The organism is Streptomyces sp. NPDC056296, from assembly GCF_042268605.1.
Taxonomy (GTDB): domain Bacteria; phylum Actinomycetota; class Actinomycetes; order Streptomycetales; family Streptomycetaceae; genus Streptomyces.
The window spans coordinates 84,299-104,239 of record NZ_JBHJRX010000007.1 but is presented as its reverse complement, the minus strand read 5'-3'; the positions used below and the strand labels follow the sequence as shown (position 1 = coordinate 104,239).

The following is a 19,941-nucleotide window of genomic DNA, read 5'->3' as shown; positions in this document are numbered from 1 at the left end:
GACGGGGCGAGAAAACTTCCGTAGGGCAGGGGTACTTGGCACCACCCCGCCCGGATCTTTCACCCCCTCGAAAGGTGGGGTCACGGCCAGTGCCCATAAGCCGGGGAACCGGGTAACGTCGGGGCGTACGCCGAAAGGACGAGCGATGGGATTCTCTGTGGCCAGGACAGTCGACGTCCTCACGGACGAGGGGCATTGCCATACGGCACGGACGGGACGGGACGATATGGGACATGATTTGGGGCTGATCGCGAGCGTCCAGCCCGACGGGTACCTGCAGTTGTTCTCACCCCGGACCGGTAAGCACCACCGATGCGGTCCGCGCGGTACGACGATGTGGCTTGCCCTGCAGCGCAGCAATTGGCACACGGAGTCGGCGGCGGAGGAAATCGCGGTTCGACTGAATATCGATCCCGACATCATTCGCTGTGACATCGAGGCCTGGATGTCGCATTTCCGTGAGGCGAGCTGGTGAAGAGTACGCGGGGCGGCGCACAAGCCCCGCGCCTCTTTCCTCAATCCGTCCTCAATCCGTCTCGATTGCGGAGAGCCAGTCCTCGACGGCCTGGGCGGTCGTGGCCGCGTGATCCTCCAGAATCGTGAAGTGGGTACCGGGCACCTCGGCGAGTTCGTGGGCGCCCTGCCAACCCGCCCGCCAGTCGACGAGGCCGGGCGCGAAGGGGTCCTCGGGCCGGACGAAGAGCACCGGGGCCGTCAACCCACCCGGCAGGCAGTGCAGGATCAGCTCGCTGTAGCGGCTCATCGCGGCGAGACGCGCGGTGCCGAACCCTCCCACCGACGACTCACGGTCCAGCATGCCGTTGAACATCTCGCGCCGGAGCTCCTCGGTGCCCTGTTCGGTCAGCAGGTAGGTGTCCAGCAGGACTACGCCGGAAGCGGGCTCCCCGGCCTTCTCCATCACTTCCGCCACCGCGTGGGCGAACTGTCCGCCGGAGGAGTACCCGAGGAGGACGTAGGGTTGTCCGTCCCCGCGGGCGCGGCGGATCCCTTCGACCACGACCTCCACGACCGCGTCCACGGAGCTGGGCAGCGGTTCGCCCGGTACGAAGCCGGGCACGTCCGGCACGAGGACGTCGCGCCGTCCGTGGAAGTGCCGGGCGAAGCGGGCGTACTGGTGGGCACCGCCCAGAGCCATCGGTGAGGGCAGGCAGAAGAGCCTCGGTCCCGCGGTCCCGGAGGACAGACGGACGGGGTCCCGGACCTGACCGAACTCGGCCACCGAGGAAAAGGCCGGCAGGATGTCCGCGGCGCTGTGCAGAAGGGTGATGGCTCGCTCCCACACCCCGTCGGCGGCCGCTCGCCGCACCAGGCCGCCGACGGACTCGATGTCCTCTGCGGCCGTGGGCCGCGCATCAGCGCCCTCATCGAGCATCTCGCGCAGATGGGCGGCGAGCGCGGCGGGCGTGCGGTGGTCGAAGACGGCGCCGGCGGTGACGGTGAGGCCCAGGGCGTCGCCGAGGGCACTGCGCAGTTCGGAGGCGGACACCGAGTCCATGCCGATCTCGAGGAAAGGAGCCTCGGCTTCGACGGCTTCCGGCCCGTCGTGTCCGAGGGTCGCGGCGGTTCGGGCTCGTACGAGGTCGGTCAGCAGGGCCTCACGCCGCTCGGGGGAGGCCGCCGTCAGCCGTTGTCGCAGGGCCTGCGTCTGTCCGCCTTCGAGGGGTGGGGTGGCCTGGTGGCCGACGGTCGGATCCATGGTCATGGGGACGTCGGTGTTCAGCCAGTAGCGCTCGTGCCGGAACGCGTAGGTGGGCAGTTCGGCGCGGGCCGTACCGGGGAAGAGCGCCGGCCAGTCCAACGGCAGGCCGTCGGTGTGCAGTCGGCCGAGGCCGGAGAGAAGGGCCGTCGGTTCGGCGACGTGGCGCCGGCCGAGAGCGACGAAGAGGGTCCCGCTCTCGCCGACGGTGTCCCGGGCTAGGGCGGTCAGAACGGCGTCGGGGCCGACTTCGACGAAGCGGGTGGTTCCGGCTTCGGCGAGGCAGGCGACGGCGTCTGCGAAGCGCACCGTCCGGCGGACGTGCCGCACCCAGTACCGCGGGTCCCGCAACTGCTCCGCGGTGGCGGGGCCTCCGGAAAGGGCGGACACCAGGTCGATGCGCGGCTCGTGGTAGGTGAGCCGCTCGGCGACGGCCTGGAAGTCGTCGAGCATGTCGTTCATCAGGAAGGAGTGGAACGCGTGCGAGACACGCAGCCGCTTGGTCTTCGCGAAGTTCGCCGCGGCGGCCAGGACCGCCGCCCGCTCCCCGGACAGCACCACCGCCTCCGGTCCGTTGACCGCGGCCAGCTCGACCCGGTCGTTCAGCAGGGGCCGCGCCTCGTCCTCGCTCGCCTGTACGGCGACCATCGCACCGCCCTCGGGCAGTGCCTGCATGAGCCGGCCGCGGGCGGCGACGAGGGCGCACGCGTCGGGCAGGTCCAGCACGCCGGCGACATGGGCGGCGGCGATCTCACCGACGGAGTGACCTGTCAGCACGTCGGGACGGACACCGAACGAGTCCAGCAGCCGGAACAGCGCCACCTCGTAGGTGAACAGGGCGGTCTGGGCGTACTCGGTCCGTTGCACGGCCTCTTCGTCGTCCCCGGCGAGGACACCCACCAGGTCCACCTTCAGGTGAGCGGCGATCTCGTCGAAGGCCTCGGCGAACACCGGGTAGTGAGCGCGTAGTTCGAGGCCCATGCCCAGGCGCTGCGCGCCCTGCCCCGTGAACAGGAAGGCGGTGCGTCCGCCGGTGCGGGCCCGGCCTGTGAGTACCGTGGCGGACGGTGCGTCCTCGGTCAGAGCGCTCAAGCCGGCCAGGACCTGTCGCCGGTCGCTCGCGACGACGGCCGCCCGGTGCGTGAGCGCGGCGCGGCGCGTGCCCAGGGCTCGGGCGACGGCAGGCAGCGGCAGCTCGGGGCGGTCCACGAGGAATGTCCGCAGCCGCTCGGCCTGGGCCGCGAGGGCGGTCGCGGACCGGGCGGACAAGGGCAGGACCACACCGGCCGCATCGGGTTCGGTTTCGGGCTCGGTGTGGGTGTCCTCGGCCGGTGCCTCCTCCAGAATCACATGCGCGTTCGTCCCACTGATCCCGAACGACGACACCCCCGCCCGACGCACCCGCTCACCCCGCACCCACGACCGCCCCTGAGACAACAACTCCACCCGCCCCACACCCCAGTCCACCTTCCGCGACCCCACCCCCACATGCAACGTCCGCGGCAACCACCCCTCCCCCAACGCCAACACCATCTTCATCACACCCGCCACACCCGCAGCCGCCTGCGTATGCCCCACATTCGACTTCACCGACCCCAACCACAACGGCACCCCACGCCCCTGCCCATACACCCCCAACAACGCCTGCGCCTCAATCGGATCACCCAACGCCGTCCCCGTACCATGCCCCTCCACCACATCCACCTCAGACGCCAACACCCCCGCAGCCGCCAACGCCTGACCAATCACCCGCCGCTGCGACGGACCATTCGGCGCCGTCAACCCATTCGACGCACCATCCTGATTCACCGCCGAACCCCGCACCACCGCCAACACCCGATGCCCCAACCGACGCGCATCCGACAACCGCTCCAACACCAGCACACCCAGTCCTTCGGAGAACCCGGTGCCGTTGGCGTCGTCGGAGAAGGACCGGCACCGGCCGTCCGGGGAGAGCGCTCCCTGCCGGCTGAACTCGACGAAGGTTCCCGGTGAGGCCATCACGGTCACTCCGCCCGCCAGCGCGAGGGTGCACTCGCCCTGACGCAGGGCGTGCGCGGCGAGGTGCAGGGCCACCAGGGACGACGAGCAGGCCGTGTCGATGGTGAGCGCCGGTCCCTCCAGACCGAGGGAGTAGGCGACCCGGCCCGAGACCACACTGCCGGAGCCGAAGCTGCCGAAATAGTCGTGGTACATCACACCGGCGTAGACACCGGTGCGGCTGCCGCGCAGCGACAGAGGGTCGATGCCCGCGTTCTCCAGCGCCTCCCACGACCCCTCAAGCAGCAGCCGCTGCTGCGGGTCCATGACCAACGCCTCATGGGGACCGATGCCGAAGAACGAGGCGTCGAAGTCACCCGCGTCGTAGAGGAAGCCGCCTTCACGGGTGTAGGAACGGCCGGGAACACCCGGATGCGCGTCGTACAGGTCCGGGTCCCACCCGCGGTCGTCGGGGAAGACGCCGATCCCCTCGCGTTCGTCGGCGACCAGGCGCCACAGGTCCTCGGGCGAGCGGACTCCGCCCGGGTAGCGGCACGCCATGCCGACGATCGCGATCGGTTCCCGGGCGGCGGCGGTGAGGGCTCCGTTGCGTTCGCGCAGCCGCTCGATCTCCTTCATCGAGGCGCGCAGCGCCTCGACGATCCTGGTGTCCGGCTTCTCGGACTCGGCCATCATTATCTTCCTTGTCACAGAGCGTCGTCGTCGCCGACGAAACCGTCGAGCGCCAGGTTGATCAGACTCTCGGCGTCCATCGCGTCCATCGCGTCGATCGAAGGGCGGCCGGGCGCAGCGTTGCCCACCTCGTCCGGCGCGGGTCGTCCGCCGGCGAGTTCCAGCAGGCTGTCCAGCAGTCCCGACTCCCGGAGCTTCTCCAGCGGAATGGATGCCAGGGCCGCGCGGACGCCGCCGTCCTGCGTGCGGGAACCGTCGTTCACCGACGGGGCCAGTTCGGCTGCCAGATGGTCGGTGAGGGCGGCGGGACTGGGGTGGTCGAAGACCAGCGTGGCGGACAGCCTCAAGCCGGTGGCCTCGTTGAGCCGGTTGCGGAACTCGACCGCCGTCAGTGAGTCGAACCCGAGGTCCTTGAAGGGCAGGTCTGCCTCGAACTCCTCGGTCCCGAGGACGTGCCCGGCCTCGTCGCGCACCAGGTCCAGCAGCCTCGCGGTCCGCTTCTCGGGTGTCGATGCGGCCAGTTCTCCACGGAGCGCGGCCGAGGCGGCCGACCCGGTCGCCACCGTGCGGCGCGGCACACGGACCAGGCCGCGCAGTAGCGGCGCGACCCGAGCGGCGTCCCTCGGGACGTTCAGTTCGAGGCGAGCGGGCAGCAGCACCGGCTCCGCACGTCCCACCGCGGCGTCGAACAGGTCCAGTGCCGCTTCCGCGTCGAGGGGCAGTACCCCACCGGAGGTCATGCGGCGGGCATCGGTGTCGCCCAGCCGGTCGGCCATTCCGCCGCTGCCCGCCCAGGCGCCCCAGGCGAGGGAGACGGCGGCCAGTCCCATGGACCGGCGGTGCGCGGCGAGGGCGTCGAGGAAGGCGTTGCCCGCGGCGTAGGCGGCCTGGCCCGGGCTGCCGAGCAGGCCCGCCGCGGACGAGAACAGCACGAGCGCCGTCAAGGGCCGGTCCGCGCTGAGGTCGTGCAGGTGCAGCGCGGCGTCCAGTTTGGGTCGCAGCGCCCTGTCCAGTTGCTCTGGTGTGAGGGAGGTGATGACGGCGTCGGCGAGAACTCCGGCCGTGTGGACCACGGCGGTGACCGGGTGCTCGTCCAGGACACGGGCGAGGACGGCGCGGTCGGAAGCGTCCCCGGCGGCGAGCGTCACCCGCGCACCCAGGGCGGTCAGTTCCTCGCACAGCTCACTTGCGCCGGGTGCTTCGGCTCCGCTGCGGCTGAGCAGGACCAGCCGCGTGACGGAGTGCGTGGTGATCAGGTGCCGAGCCGTCAGGCGGCCGAGCGCGCCGGTGCCGCCCGTGACGAGGACGCCGCCCGACCAGTCGACCGGGTCCGTCGTTTCCAGACGCGGTGCCCGCATGAGGCGTGGGGCGTTCGCCGCGCCCTCGCGCAGCAGCAGTTGGGGTTCGCCGGAGGCGACGGCGGACGGCAGCAGCCGGCGCGAGGCGTCGTCGTCGTCGAGGTCGGCGAGCACGATCCGCTCGGGATGCTCGGACTGAGCCGAACGCAGGAGGCCCCACGCGGTGGCCGCGCCCGGGTCGATGACATCCCCGGAGCCGGGGCCGACGGCACCGTGGGTGACGACGACGAGACCGGTGTCGGCGAACCGTTCGTCCGCCAGCCAGTCCTGCACGACGGCGAGCAGCCGCCGTGTCGCCGCCCGGATCCGCTCGGGGCCCTCGCCACCCGCGTGCGGGACGACGAGGGTGGCCGGTTTCTGGGCGGCGGCCTCGTCCAGGTCGGCGGCGGCGAGAACCTCCGCGACCTCGCCCGCCAGGGTGGTGGCCAGGGCCTCGTGGCCGGGGCCCAGGACGGTCCAGCGGTCGGCCTGCGGGACGGCCGGCATCGCTACGGGCACCCAGTCGAGGGTGAACAGGTCGTCGTGACCGCCGGCCGCGGCCGCGGCGATCCGGGCGGGATCGACCTCCCGCAGGGCCAGTGACGCGACCCGGGCCACGGGCCGGCCGGTGGCGTCGGCGGTGTCGATCCGCACGGCGCCCGAGCCGAGCGGCGCGATCCGCACCCGCAGGACCGTCGCGCCGGCGCGGTGCAGCTCCACACCGCTCCAGGCGAACGGCAGCGCCATCCGCTCGGCGGCACCTTCACGCAGGCCGATGGCGTGCAGCGCGGAGTCGAACAGTGCGGGATGCAGGGCGAACGGAGCGCCGTCGGGCTGCGTGGACACCTCGGCGTACACCTCGTCGCCCGAGCGCCAGGCGGCCCGCAGGCCCTGGAAGTGCGGCCCGTACTCGGCGCCGAGCGCGCCGAGCCGTTCGTACACGTCGTCCAGGCCGACCGGTTCGGCTCCGGGAGGCGGCCAGGACGTCAGGTCGTACGCGGGCGTCGGAGCCGGGTCCACCGGGCGGAGTGTGCCCGTCGCGTGGGTGGTCCAGGGGTCGCCGTCGGAGTGCGCGGAGTACACGCGGAAGTCGCGTGCTCCGGTGCTGTCCGGCTCGCCGACCGTGCACTGGAGCCGGACGGTGCCGTGCTCCGGCAGCGCCAGCGGTTCGGCAACGGTCAGTTCGTCCACGACAGGGCAGTCCTGGCGGGCCCCAGCGGCGAGGGCCATCTCGACGAACGCCGTCCCCGGCAGAAGGGGTACGCCGCCGACACTGTGGTCGGCGAGCCAGGGCTGCGCGGCCAGCGAGAGCCGCGCGGTGTAAAGGCTCGCGTCGGCGTCGGCCCGTTCGACGGCGATGCCCAGCAGCGGGTGATCGGCGGTGGGTCCGGTCGCGCTCGGGTCGCCGGTCATCCAGAAGCGCCCTCGCTGGAAGGCGTAGGTGGGCAACTCGGCGCCGTCGCGGTGGGGCAGCAGGTCGGTCCAGTCGACATGGGCGCCGTGCACGTGCAGCGTGGCGAGTCCGGAGATCAGGGACTCGGTCTCCTCGCGGTCCCGGCGCTGGAGCGGAACGGCGGCGATGTGTTCGGGCAGGCAGTCACCGGCCGCGCTGGTGAGCGCGCTGCCGGGGCCGACCTCGGCGAAGTGCCTCGCGCCCGCGTCGTGCAGCGCCGTGACGGCATCGGCGAAACGAACGGCCTCGCGGGCGTGGCGCACCCAGTACTCGGGAGTGGACAACTCGTCCGGGGCGGCCTGGGCGCCGGTGAGGGTCGACACCAGCGGGATGCGCAGGGAGCCGTACGACAGGGACTCGGCAAGCGCGCGGAATTCCTCCAGCATCGGTTCCATGAGGACCGAGTGGAAGGCGTGGCTGACGGCCAGTTCCTTGCTGCGTTCGAACCCGGCCGCAAGCGCGCGGACCGGGCCGGCGGGACCGGAGATCACCACGGAGGCGGGTCCGTTGACGGCGGCGATCGCGACCCCGTCGCCGAGCAGGGGCGCGACCTCGTCCTCTCCTGCGCGTACGGCCACCATGGCGCCGCCCTCGGGGAGGGCCTGCATCAGCCGTCCCCGTGCGGCGACGAGCCGGCACGCGTCCTGGAGACCGAGCACGCCGGCCACGTGGGCGGCGGCGAACTCGCCGACGGAGTGACCGGCCAGCAGGTCGGGCCGGACGCCGAACGACTCGAGCAGCCGGTACAGGGCGACCTCGAAGGCGAAGAGGGCCGGCTGGGTGTACTCGGTGCGTTCGAGCAGTTCCGCGGAGTCGAGCACATCGGCCAGGGGCCGGTCAAGGAGCGGGTTCAGGTGCGCGCTCACCTCTTCGTAGGCGTCCGCGAAGGCCGGGAACGCGGCGGCGAGTCCGGCGCCCATTCCGGGCGTCTGGGAGCCCTGGCCGGAGAAGAGCAGGGCGAGCTTGCCGTCGGTGGCCGTGCCGGTCGCGCCCGAGGGCGGTGTGCGGCCCTGCGACAGGGTGCGCAGTCCCTCGGTCAGGGTCTCCCGGGTGTGTCCCACTACGGCGGCGCGGTGCGCGAGTGCCGTGCGGGAGTGGAAGAGGGCACCGGCGACCTCTCGTGCGTCGGAGTCCGGTGCGTCGGTGAGGTGGTCCAGCAGCCGGGCGGCCTGGGCGCGCAGCGCCTGTTCCGTGTGCCCGGAGAGCAGCCAGGGCACGGCGGCCGTCGGGTGGGGCGCGGGTGTCCGCGGGTGCGCCGTCGGTTCGGCCGGGGCGGCTTCGAGGATGACGTGGGCGTTGGTCCCGGAAATGCCGAAGGAGGAGATGCCCGCACGGCGCGGCCGTCCCGCGTCGGGCCACGGCTGGGACTCGGTCAGCAGACGTACGTGGCCCTCCTCCCACTCCACGTGACGGGAGGGCGTGTCGATTCCGAGGCTGGCGGGCAGCGTCTCGTTGCGGATCGCCTGCACCATCTTGATGACTCCGGCCACTCCGGCGGCGGCCTGGGTGTGGCCCAGATTGGACTTGACCGACCCCAGCCACAGCGGGCGTTCGTCGGAGTGCTCCGCGCCGTAGGTGGCGATCAGTGCCTGTGCCTCGATGGGGTCGCCGAGGGTCGTGCCGGTGCCGTGCGCCTCCACGACGTCGACGTCCGCCGCGTTGACACCGGCGGTCTCCAGGGCGCGGCGGATGACGCGTTGCTGGGCGGGGCCGTTGGGCGCCGTGATGCCGTTCGAGGCGCCGTCCTGGTTGACCGCGGTGCCGCGCAGGACGGCCAGAATCGTACGGCCGTTGCGCCGTGCGTCGCCGAGCCGCTCCAGCAGCAGGACGCCGGCGCCCTCGCCGAAGCCCGTGCCGTCGGCGGCGTCCGCGAAGGGCCTGCAGCGGCCGTCGCGGGACAGACCCCGCTGCCTGCTGAACTCCACGAAGGTGCCCGGAGTGGCCATCACGGACACTCCCCCTGCCAGGGCGAGGGAGCAGTCGCCCTGGCGCAGCGCCTGTGCTGCCAGGTGCAGCGCCACCAGTGACGAGGAGCAGGCGGTGTCGACGGACAGGGTCGGTCCCTCCAGACCGAGGGTGTAGGCGACCCGGCCGGACACGACGCTGCCGGAGCCGAAGCTGGCGAAGTAGTCGTGATACATGACGCCGGCGAAGACGCCGGTGTCGGACCCGCGCAGGGAGGCGGGGTCGATCGACGCCCGTTCCAGGGCCTCCCAGGAGGTCTCCAGCAGCAGGCGCTGCTGGGGATCGGTCACCAGCGCCTCCTCCTCGTCCATGCCGAAGAAGGCGGGATCGAAGTCGGCGGCGTTGTGCAGGAAGGCACCGTGCCGGGTGTAGGTGGTACCGGGTCGGTCCAGGGTCGGGTCGTGGAGCGTGTCGATGTCCCAGCCGCGGTCGGTGGGGAAGTCACCGAAGGCGTCGCGGCCTTCGGCGACCAACCGCCACAACTGCTCCGGGGAGGCGATGTCGCCGGGGAAGCGGCAGGCCATGCCGACGATGGCGATGGGTTCGTCGGTCGCGCTGCGGGCCGTGGCCACCGGTGCGGGGCGGTCGAGGGTGCCGGTCAGCTCGTCGAGCAGGTAGCGGGCGAGTTCGGCCGGGGTCGGGTGGTCGAAGACCAGCGTGGCGGGCAGCCTCAGCCCGGTCGCGGCGGCCAGGCCGTTCCGCAGCTCGACCGCTGCCAGTGAATCGAATCCCAGTTCCCGGAAGGCCAGGTTGCGGCCGACGTCCTGGGCCGAACGGTAGCCGAGGAGGGTGGCGACGCGGCCCCGCACCAGGTCGGTGAGGAACGGCTCGCGTTCCTGCTCCAGAAGTCCGGCGAGCCGGTCCCGAAGCGAGTCCTTGCCCGCGGTCGCTGCGCCCGCGGCGGTCGCCCGGCGGACGGGCACCAGACCGCGGAACAGCGGGGCCATCATGTCCGTGCCGGCACGCAGCGCTGCGGTGTCGAGTCGCAGCGGCAGGACGACGGGCTCGTCTTCGCGCAGAGCCGCGTCGAACAGGGCAAGCCCTTCCCCGGTTTCGAGCGGAGCGACACCGCCGCGGGCGATGCGCGCCCGGTCGGTGTCGTCGAGGGAGCCGGTCATGCCGCCCGAACGGTCCCACAGGCCCCAGGCCAGGGAGTGGGCCGGCAGGCCGAGGCTCCTGCGGTGCGCGGCGAGTGCGTCGAGGTAGGCGTTGGCGGCCGCGTAGTTGCCCTGGCCGGGCGAGCCGAGGGCCGCCGCGGAGGAGGAGAACAGGACGAACGCCGACAGGCCGAGGTCCGCGGTGAGTTCGTGCAGGTACCAGGCCGCGTCGGCCTTCGGACGGAAGACCGTGTCGACGCGTTCGGCAGTGAGGGAGTCGAGCACTCCGTCGGCCAGGACACCGGCCGCGTGGAGCACGGCGGTCAGCGGCCGCTGTGCGGGTATCGCCGTCAGGGCCGCGGCGAGCGCTTCCCGGTCGGAGACGTCGCAGGCGACGCTGGTGACCTCGGTGCCGAGTCCGGTCAGCTCGGCGACCAGTTCGTCGGAGGCACCGCTCCGGCTCAGCAGCATGAGATGGCGGACGCCCCGCTCGCCGGCGAGGTGCCGCGCGACAACACCGCCGAGGGCGCCGGTCGCGCCGGTCAGCAGGACGGTGCCCGTCCCCAGCTCGGGAGCGGGCGCGGCGGGCCGGTCCGGCACCGGCTCGGGGGCCGCCATACGGGCCAGGCGCGGCACGTACCAGCCGCCCACGCGCAGGGCGAGGTGTGGTTCGCCCGTGGCGAGTGCCTCCGCGAGGCGGTCGGGGTCGGGTGTCGTACCGGGCTCGGTCTCGATCAGGACGACGCGGTCGGGGTTCTCCGACTGGGCCGAGCGGACCAGACCGCCGACCGCGGCGCCGGCCGGGTCGGTGCCTGTGATGACGACGAGCGGGTGGTCGGCGTCCCGCTCGTCGGTGAGCCGAGCACGCAGATCGTCCAGGACGGTGCCGACGGCCGCTCGCGCCTCGGCGGCGGTGACACCCGTCGGCGCACGGAGCACCTGCACGCTCCCCGAGCCTTGGGCGGTGTCCGGTGCCGACGCCGGCACCCAGTCGATTCGGTGCAGCGCACCGGCGCCGGCCGGCCGTGCGGCGGCGTCCAGCACGTCGGTGCGCAGTGGACGCAGGGTGAGGGAGTCGACCGTGGCGACCGGGGCTCCCGTGGGATCGGCGAGGGTGAGTGAGACCGTGCCCTGGCCGGTGGTCCGGATCCGCACCCGCAGCGCGGTGGCGCCGGTGGCGTGCAGCCGTACTCCGGACCAGGCGAAGGGCAGCAGTGCCTGGTCGGCGGTCGGGTCGGCGAGGCCGACGGTGTGCAGAGCGGCGTCGGAGAGGGCGGGGTGCAGGTCGAAGCCGTCGACGGGGGCCGGGGTGGCGACCTCGGCGTAGACGCCGTCCTCCGCCCGCCAGGCGGCCCGCAGGCCCTGGAACGAGGGGCCGTAGTCGAGACCGAGGCCGCCGAGTTCCTCGTAAAGCCCGTCGAGGGCGATGGGCTCGGCGCCCTGCGGAGGCCAAGGGGTGAGCGGTTCGACGACGGTTGCCGAGAGGCTGCCGGTGGGGGCGAGCAGACCGTCCGCGTGCCGGGTCCACGGCAGTTCCTGGTCGGCGCTCTCGACTCGGGACCAGATGGTGAGCGAGCGGGTCGTCTCCCCGGGCGGGCCGACGACCGCCTGAACCTGGACGGCACCGTGATCGGGCACGACCAGCGGTGCGTGCAGCGTCAGTTCGCCCACGTCGCCGTGGCCGACCTCGGAGCCGGCTCGCAGCGCGAGTTCCAGGTGCCCGGTGCCCGGGAAGAGCAGCCGGCCGCCGACCCGGTGGTCGGTCAGCCAGGCATGGGTTCCCGCCGAGAGCCGGCCGGTGAGTACCGCCTCACCGCTGTCGGCCCGCACCATCGCGGCGCCGAGCAGGGAGTGGTCGGTGGCCGCGAGACCGGCGGACGTGACGTCGGCGCCGGTGGCCGTGCTGTCGAGCCAGTACCACTCGCGTTGGAAGGCGTAGGACGGCAGGGGGACTTGACGCGTTCGGCGGCCTTCGGCGACGGCGGACCAGTCCGGTTCGGCGCCGTGGACCGCGGCCTCACCCAGGGCGACGAGCATCCGGTCGCGGCCGCCCTCGTCCCGGCGCAGCGAGCCGACCGCGGCCACCGCGTCGTAGGTCTCCTGGATGCCGACGGTCAGTACGGGATGGGGGCTGGACTCCACGAAGAGGGTGTGGCCGTCGGCGACGGCCGCCCGCACCGCCTGCTCGAAGAGAACCGTGCCGCGCAGGTTGGTGTACCAGTAGTCGGCACCGAGGTCGGAGGTGTCGATCAGGGTGCCGGTGACGGTGGAGTAGAACGGCACCTCGACGCGGCGTGGTGCGATGCCTTCCAGGACCTCGGCGAGCCGATCGCGGAGCGACTCGACGTGGGCACTGTGGGAGGCGTAGTCCACCGGCAGCCGCTTGGCGCGGACCTTCTCGTCGCGCAGCAGGGCGCGCAGTTCGTCGAGGGCGTCGGAGTCGCCGGAGACGACGGTGGAGGCGGTGCCGTTGACGGCGGCGACCGACAGTCGGCCGTCCCACGCGGCGATCCGCTCGCGGACCGCTTCGGCGCCCTCGCCGACGGACATCATGCCGCCGGAGCCGGAGAGGAGTTCGGCGATGGCCTGGGATCGCAGCGCGACCACCCGGGCGCCGTCCTGCAAGGACAGCGCGCCCACTGCGCACGCCGCGGCGATCTCCCCCTGGGAGTGGCCGATGACGGCGGCCGGACCGATACCGTAGCTGCTCCACGTGTGGGCGAGCGACACCATGACCGCCCACAGGAGCGGTTGGACGACGTCTACCCGGTCGAGTGCGCCACTCAGCTCCGTGTGGAAGTCCCAGTCGGTGTGTGGTTCCAGGGCAGCGGCGCACTCGGCCATACGGGCCGCGAACACCGGTGACTGGTCCAGCAGTTCGGTGGCCATGCCGGACCACTGGGTGCCCTGGCCGGGGAAGACCAGGACGGGCCGGGCACTGCGGGTGGCACTGCCCTCAGTGAGATTACGGGCTGTGCCACCGATGACCAACTGATGCAAGGCGTGGCGGAGTTCGGCGGGGTCGTCGCCGGTGAGGGCGGCCCGGTGGGGGAAGCGGGCGCGGGTGGTCGCGAGCGACCAGCCGACGTCGGACGGGTCGATGCCGGGATGGGTGTCGAGATGGTCGAGCAGCGCGGCGGCCTGACCGGCCAGGGCGGCGGGCGACTTCGCCGTCAGCAGCCACGGTACGACCAGGCCCTGGGACGTGTCGGGCTCGGACCCGGACTCGGACCCGGCGGGGCCGGACGGAGCCTGTTCGAGGATGACGTGGGCGTTGGTGCCGCTGATCCCGAACGAGGACACCCCGGCCCGGTGCGGCCGCCCCGTGTCCGGCCAGGGGCGTTCCTCCGTCAGCAGGCGCACCTGTCCGGCGTCCCAGTCCACCTTGGTGGACGGCAGGTCGACGTGCAGCGTCCTCGGCAGGGTTTCGTGGCGCATCGACATGACCATCTTGATGACGCCGGCGACACCGGCCGCGGCCTGGGTGTGCCCGATGTTGGACTTCACCGAGCCCAGCCACAGCGGGGCGTCCTCGGGCCGGTCCTGCCCGTAGGTGGCGAGCAGGGCCTGTGCCTCGATCGGATCCCCGAGCGTGGTGCCGGTACCGTGCGCCTCCACCACGTCGACGTCGGCGGTGGTGAGGCGGGCGTTCTCCAGAGCCTGGCGGATGACGCGTTCCTGCGAGGGGCCGTGCGGCGCGGTCAGACCGTTGGAAGCGCCGTCCTGGTTGACGGCGGTGCCGCGCACGACGGCGAGGACGGGATGACCGTTGCGGCGGGCGTCGGCGAGGCGCTCGACCACCAGGACGCCCACGCCCTCGCCCCACACCGTGCCGCCGGCGGCGTCCGCGAAGGCGCGGGTGCGGGCGTCGGGGGCGAGCGCGCCCTGGCGGCTGAATTCGACGAAGGTCTCCGGAGTGGCCATGACGGCGACGCCGCCGACGAGCGCGAGGGAGGACTCGCCCTGGCGCAGCGACTGTGCGGCCAGGTGCAGCGCCACCAGCGAGGAGGAGCAGGCAGTGTCGACGGACAGTGAGGGCCCTTCCAGGCCGAGGGTGTAGGCGACGCGGCCGGAGATGATGCTGCCGGAGCCGAAACTGCCGAAGTAGTCGTGGTACTGGACTCCCGCGAACACACCGGTCGGGCTGCCCTTGAGGGTGAGGGGATCGATTCCCGCGTTCTCCAGGGCCTCCCAGGAAGTCTCCAGCAGCAGCCGCTGTTGGGGGTCGGTCACCAGCGCCTCCTTGGGGCTGATGCCGAAGAACGCGGCGTCGAACTCGCCCGCCTCGTAGAGGAATCCGCCCTCGCCCACGTACGACGTGTCGGGCCGCTGCCCCGAGGGGTCGACGACACGGTCCACGTCCCAGCCTCGGTTGGCGGGGAACGGGGCGATCGCGTCGGTGCCGTCGGCGACCACGCGCCACAGGTCCCCCGGCGAGCGGACGCCGCCCGGATAGCGGCAGGCCATGCCCACGATCGCCAGCGGCTCGTCGGTGCGGCTTGGAGCTGTACCGCGGGTCCGGCGCGCCGCGGTCCCGGAACCGGAACCGGCGATCAGGGTGCCGAGGTACGTGGCGAGCGCGGTGGGCGAGGGGTGGTCGAAGACCAGGGTGGCGGGGAGGCGCCGGCCCGTCTCGGCGGACAGGGAGTTGCGCAGTTCGATCGCGGCGAGCGAGTCGAAGCCGAGTTCCTTGAAGGCCCGGTCGCTGTCCACGGTGTCCGGTCCGGTGTGTCCGAGGACGACGGCCACGTGGGTGCGGACGGTGTGCAGCAGGGCCTCGGCCCGCTCCCTTTCGCCGAGGGTGGCCATGCGGTCGGCGAAAGTGGATCCCGCCTCCTGGGTGGCCGCCTCGCGGCGGGTGGTGTGGCCTCCGACCAGGGTGCGCAGGATCGGGGCGAGGCCGGTGCCCTGCGCGCGCAGCGCGGAGGTGTTCAGCCGTACCGGTGCCAGTGAGGGACGCCCGGCGCGGAGCGCTCGGTCGAACAGCGCGGTGCCCTCGTCGGGTGCGAGGGGCGTCATGCCGCCGCGGGACATGCGGGCGAGGTCGGCGTCGTCGAGGGCGCCGGTCATGCCGCCGGCCGGGATCCACGGCCCCCAGGCGAGGGCCAGGGAGGGCGAACCGTGTACGTGGCGGTGGGTGGCGAGGGCGTCCAGGAGCGCGTTGGCGGCGGCGTAGTTGCCCTGGCCCGGGGCGCCGACGGTACCGGCGACGGACGAGAACAGGACGAATGCCGACAGGTCGTGTTCGCGGGTCAGCTCATGCAGGTGAAGTGCGCCGAGCGCCTTCGGGGCGAGTACGGCGTCCATCCGCTCCGGCGTGAGCGAGGAGACCACGCCGTCGTCGAGGACACCGGCGGCGTGCACGACCGCGGTGAGTGGACGTTGCCGCGCGACTGCCTCGACGACAGCGGAGAGGGCGGCTCGGTCGGCGACATCGCAGGCGTGCGCGGTCACGGTCGCGCCGAGCGCGGCGAGTTCGGCGACCAGTTCGTCGGAGGCGCCGCCGCGGCTGACCAGCGCCAGGTGGCGCACCCCGTGCGTGGTGATGAGGTGCCGGGCGAGTACGGGGCCGAGTCCCCCGGTGGCGCCGGTCAGCAGCACGGTGCCGTCGCGGTCGAGGGAGAGCGCTGTCGCGTCGTCGGGAAGGCCGGCGCGCGTCAGCCGGGCCGCGTGCGCGGTGCCGGAACGGACCGCGACCTGGGGTTCGCCGGTGGCCAGGACGGCGGCCAGGGCCTTGTCGCCGTGCGGGTCGGTCTCGTCGAGGTCGACGAGCACACAGCGGCCGGGGTTCTCCGACTGTGCGGTGCGCACCAGGCCCCACACCGCCGCACCGGCCAGGTCCGGCACGTCCTCCCCCGCGACGGAGACGGCGCCGCCGGTGACGACGGCCAGCGGACGGGGGTCGTCGTCCTGGAGGGCGGCGAGCGCCGTGTGCAGCGCCGCGCGCACGGTGTCGCCGTTGTCGCCGGGCTCGATCCGCAACAGTCGGTGGCCGACGTCGGGGGCGTCGGTCTCCAGCACCAGCGGCTGCCAGTCGACGGCGAACAGTGCATCGGTGGTCGCGTCGTGCTCGCGCCGCAGCCCGGTCAGTGGCCGGGAGGCCAGCGAGGTGACGGTGGCGACGGGTGCGCCGGAGGCGTCGGCCAGGTCGACGGCGAAGGTGTGGTCGTCGGTGGCCGTCATGCGGGCCCGCAGGACCGAGGCGCCCACGGCGTGCAGCGTGACTCCCGCGAACATGAACGGCAGCCGGGCGGTGTCGTCGCCGGAGCCGTCGCCGAGCAGGGCCAGCGCGTGCAGGACCGCGTCGAACGCGGCGGGATGCAGGCCGAACCGCGGCGCGTCGGTGGCCTGGCGCTCCGGCAGGCGCACCTCGGCGAAGAGGTCGTCGCCGTCCCGCCAGGCTCCGGTCAGTGCGCGGAAGGCGGGCCCGTAGGCGAGTCCCGCGACCGCGTGCCGCTCGTACAGGCCGGTGAGATCCAGTTCCTCCGCCTGGGGCGGCGGCCATTCCTCCAGCCGGGCGCCGGAGGCCGCCGGGCCATCGGCGAGCAGGCCCGAGGCGTGCAGGGTCCACGCCGCGTCGGCCCCGGCCCCTTCGGCGCGCGCGTAGATCTGGACCGTGCGGACTCCTGCCGCGTCGAACGCGCCGACGGCGACCTGGACGCGGACACCCTCGTCGGGTGGCAGCACCAGCGGGATCTCCAGAGCCAGTTCCTCCAGCCGGCTGCAGCCGACCTGGTCGCCGGCTCGTACCGCGATCTCCACCATGGCGGTGCCGGGCACCACCACCGCGCCGCCGACGACGTGGTCGGCCAGCCAAGGGTGGGTGCGCACGGACAGACGCCCGGTGAGTACCGCTCCTTCCGATCCGGCAAGCACCGTGGCGGCGCCCAGCAGCGGGTGGTCGGCGGAGTCCAGCCCGGCCGAACCGACATCCCCGACGAGCGCCGCTGTTTCGGGCCAGAAGCGTTCGCGCTGGAAGGCCGTCAAGGGCAGGTCGACCACGCCGGCGCCGGTGAACAGCGTTTCCCAGCGCGGGCCCGCGCCACCCACCCACAGCTGGGCCAGGGCGGTGAGCAGGGTTTCGGATTCGTCCCGGTCCCGGCGGGTGGCGGCCGTGAGGACAAGGTCCCGACCGCTGTCCTCGTCGGCGCTCAGACATTCGCGGGCCATGGCGGTCAGCACCGCGTCGGGGCCGATCTCCAGGAAGCGGGTGACCCCTTCCCGGGAGAGGGTGCGGATACCGTCGTGGAATCGGACGGCCTCGCGCACATGCCGCACCCAGTAGTCGGGGCCCGCGATGTCCTGGCCGGCGAGCGCGCCGGTGACATGGGAGACCACTGGGATGGCGGCCGGGTTAAATGCCAGGGACCGGGCCACGGCGCGGAACTCGTCCAGCATGGGTTCCATCAGCGGCGAGTGGAAGGCGTGCGACACCTTCAGCCGGCGGGACTTGGTGAAGCGGGCGGCGATGCTCTCGGCCTCGGCGGCGTCACCGGAGATCACCACGGAGTGCGGCCCGTTGACGGCGGCGATGCCGACACGGTCGGTGAGCAGGGGCCGGACCTCGTCCTCGGTGGCACGCAGGGCGATCATGGCACCGCCTTCGGGCAGCGCCTGCATGAGGCGTCCACGCGCGGAGACCAGGGTGCAGGCGTCCGTCAGGTCGAGCACGCCCGCCACGTGTGCCGCGGCGATCTCGCCGATGGAGTGTCCCGTGAGGTAGTCGGGGGTGAGGCCCCAGGACTCCACCAGCCGGTAGAGGGCGACCTCGAAGGCGAACAGCGCGCTCTGGGTGCGCTCTGTCCGGTTGAGCGGTTCGGGGTCGTCGCCGAGGACCAGTCCCCGCAGGTCGTCGCCGAACAGGTCGCAGATCCGGTCGAACTCGCGGGTGAACACCGGGAAGTGCTCGTACAGCCCGCGGCCCATGCCGGGGCGCTGGGAGCCCTGGCCGGTGAAGAGGAAGGCGGTCTGGCCCCTTCGTACACGGCCCAGCGCGGTCGCTCGTCCGTCGTCGGCGACCCGTGTCACGGCGGCGAGCAGCGCGTCGCGGTCGGCGCCGAGGACGACGGCACGGTAGGCGTGGGCGGCGCGGGAGATCGCGAGGGAGTGGGCCACGTCCACCGGGTCCGCGTCCGCGGCGGCCGATACCAGGCGGGCGGCCTGCTCGCGCAGGGCCTCTTCCGTTCGGCCGGAAAGCACCCAGGGCACCAGGGGCGGCGCCGTGCGCGGCGCGGGATCCTCCAGGGGCGCGTCCTCGGTCGGAGGCTCTTCGAGGATGGTGTGCGCGTTGGTCCCGCTGGCGCCGAAGGAGGAGACCGCGGCACGACGCGGGCGTCCGTGGTCGGGCCAGGGACGGTTCTCGGTGAGCAGGCGGACCTGGCCGCGGCTCCAGTCGATCTTCGTCGACGGATCGTCGGCGTGCAGCGTCCGCGGCAGGACGCCGTGCCGCATGGCCATGACGGCCTTGATGATCCCCGCGACTCCCGCGGCGGCCTGCGTGTGCCCGATGTTGGACTTCACCGACCCCAGCCACAGCGGGGCGTCCTCGGGCCGGTCCTGACCGTAGGTCGCCAGCAGGGCCTGTGCCTCGATCGGATCCCCGAGCGTCGTGCCGGTGCCGTGCGCCTCCAGCAGGTCGACGTCGGCCGGGGCGAGGCGTGCGCCGGCCAGCGCGGCCCGGACGACCCGCTGCTGGGAGGGCCCGTTGGGTGCCGTCAGACCGTTGGAGGCGCCGTCCTGGTTGACGGCGGAGCCCCGGACGACGGCGAGCACCTCGTGACCGTTGCGACGTGCGTCGCTCAACCGCTCCAGGAGCAGCATGCCCGCGCCCTCGCTCCAGCCGGTGCCGTCGGCGGAGTCCGCGAAGGACTTGCAGCGGCCGTCCCGGGCGAGGCCGCGTTGGCGGCTGAAGGCGACGAAGGAGTTGGGGGTGGCCATGACCGTGGCGCCGCCCGCCAGGGCGAGGGTGCACTCCCTGCCTCGCAGGGCCTGTACGGCCAGGTGGACGGCGACGAGCGCGGAGGAGCAGGCGGTGTCGACGGTGACCGCCGGACCCTCGAGACCGAGGGTGTAGGAGATCCGGCCGGAGATCACGGCGGCCAGGGCGCCCGTTCCGAGGGCGGCCTCGCTGTCCTGTTCCATCCTGGCCAGCAGGTCCCGGTAGTCCTGTCCATTGGTGCCGGCGAACACCCCGACCCGGTCGCCGTGCACCGAGTCGGGGGCGATACGGGCGTGTTCCAGCGCCTCCCACGACACTTCCAGCAGCAGGCGCTGCTGGGGGTCCATCGCGACGGCCTCCCGCGGGCTGATGCCGAAGAAGTCGGGTTCGAATCCCGCCGCGTCGCGCAGGAAGCCGCCTCGGGTGGAGTACGTCCTGCCGGTGGCGTCCGGGTCGGGGTCGTACAGCGCGTCGATGTCCCAGCCGCGGTCGTCGGGGAAGTCCCCGATCGCGTCGGTGCCGTCGTGGACGAGCCGCCAGAACTCCTCGGGGCTGGTGACACCGCCGGGGAAGCGGCAGCTCATTCCGACGATGGCGATGGGTTCCTGGTCCTGGCTTTCCACCTCGCGCAGCCTCTGGCGGGTCTGGTGCAGATCGGCGGAGACCCGCTTGAGGTAGGAGAGCAGCTTTTCGTCGTTGGTCATCGGATGTCGCCACTCCTGTGCGAAGAGGTGGACTGCGGGTGGGCCCAGGTGTCGCGG

The 19,941-nt window shown here is 72.9% G+C and carries 3 protein-coding genes; 1 reads left to right on the top strand and 2 read right to left on the bottom strand.

Features of this window, described 5'->3' with window-relative positions:
* Positions 1–145 precede the first annotated feature (145 nt).
* Complete coding sequence (locus tag ACFCZF_RS07060) at positions 146–475, top strand: hypothetical protein (protein ID WP_376670790.1); 330 nt, start codon at positions 146–148, stop codon at positions 473–475.
* Positions 476–526: 51 nt separating this feature from the next.
* Here ACFCZF_RS07060 and ACFCZF_RS07055 read toward each other — a convergent pair whose 3' ends face one another.
* Together ACFCZF_RS07055 and ACFCZF_RS07050 are read right to left on the bottom strand one after the other, a co-directional pair.
* Positions 527–4,390 (bottom strand): type I polyketide synthase, encoded by a 3,864-nt coding sequence (locus ACFCZF_RS07055; protein ID WP_376670853.1) that lies wholly within the window; start codon positions 4,388–4,390, stop codon positions 527–529.
* Between the two features lie 14 nt (positions 4,391–4,404).
* Positions 4,405–19,884, bottom strand: a complete 15,480-nt coding sequence (locus ACFCZF_RS07050; RefSeq protein ID WP_376670789.1) for an SDR family NAD(P)-dependent oxidoreductase — start codon at positions 19,882–19,884, stop codon at positions 4,405–4,407.
* Positions 19,885–19,941: the final 57 nt, after the last annotated feature.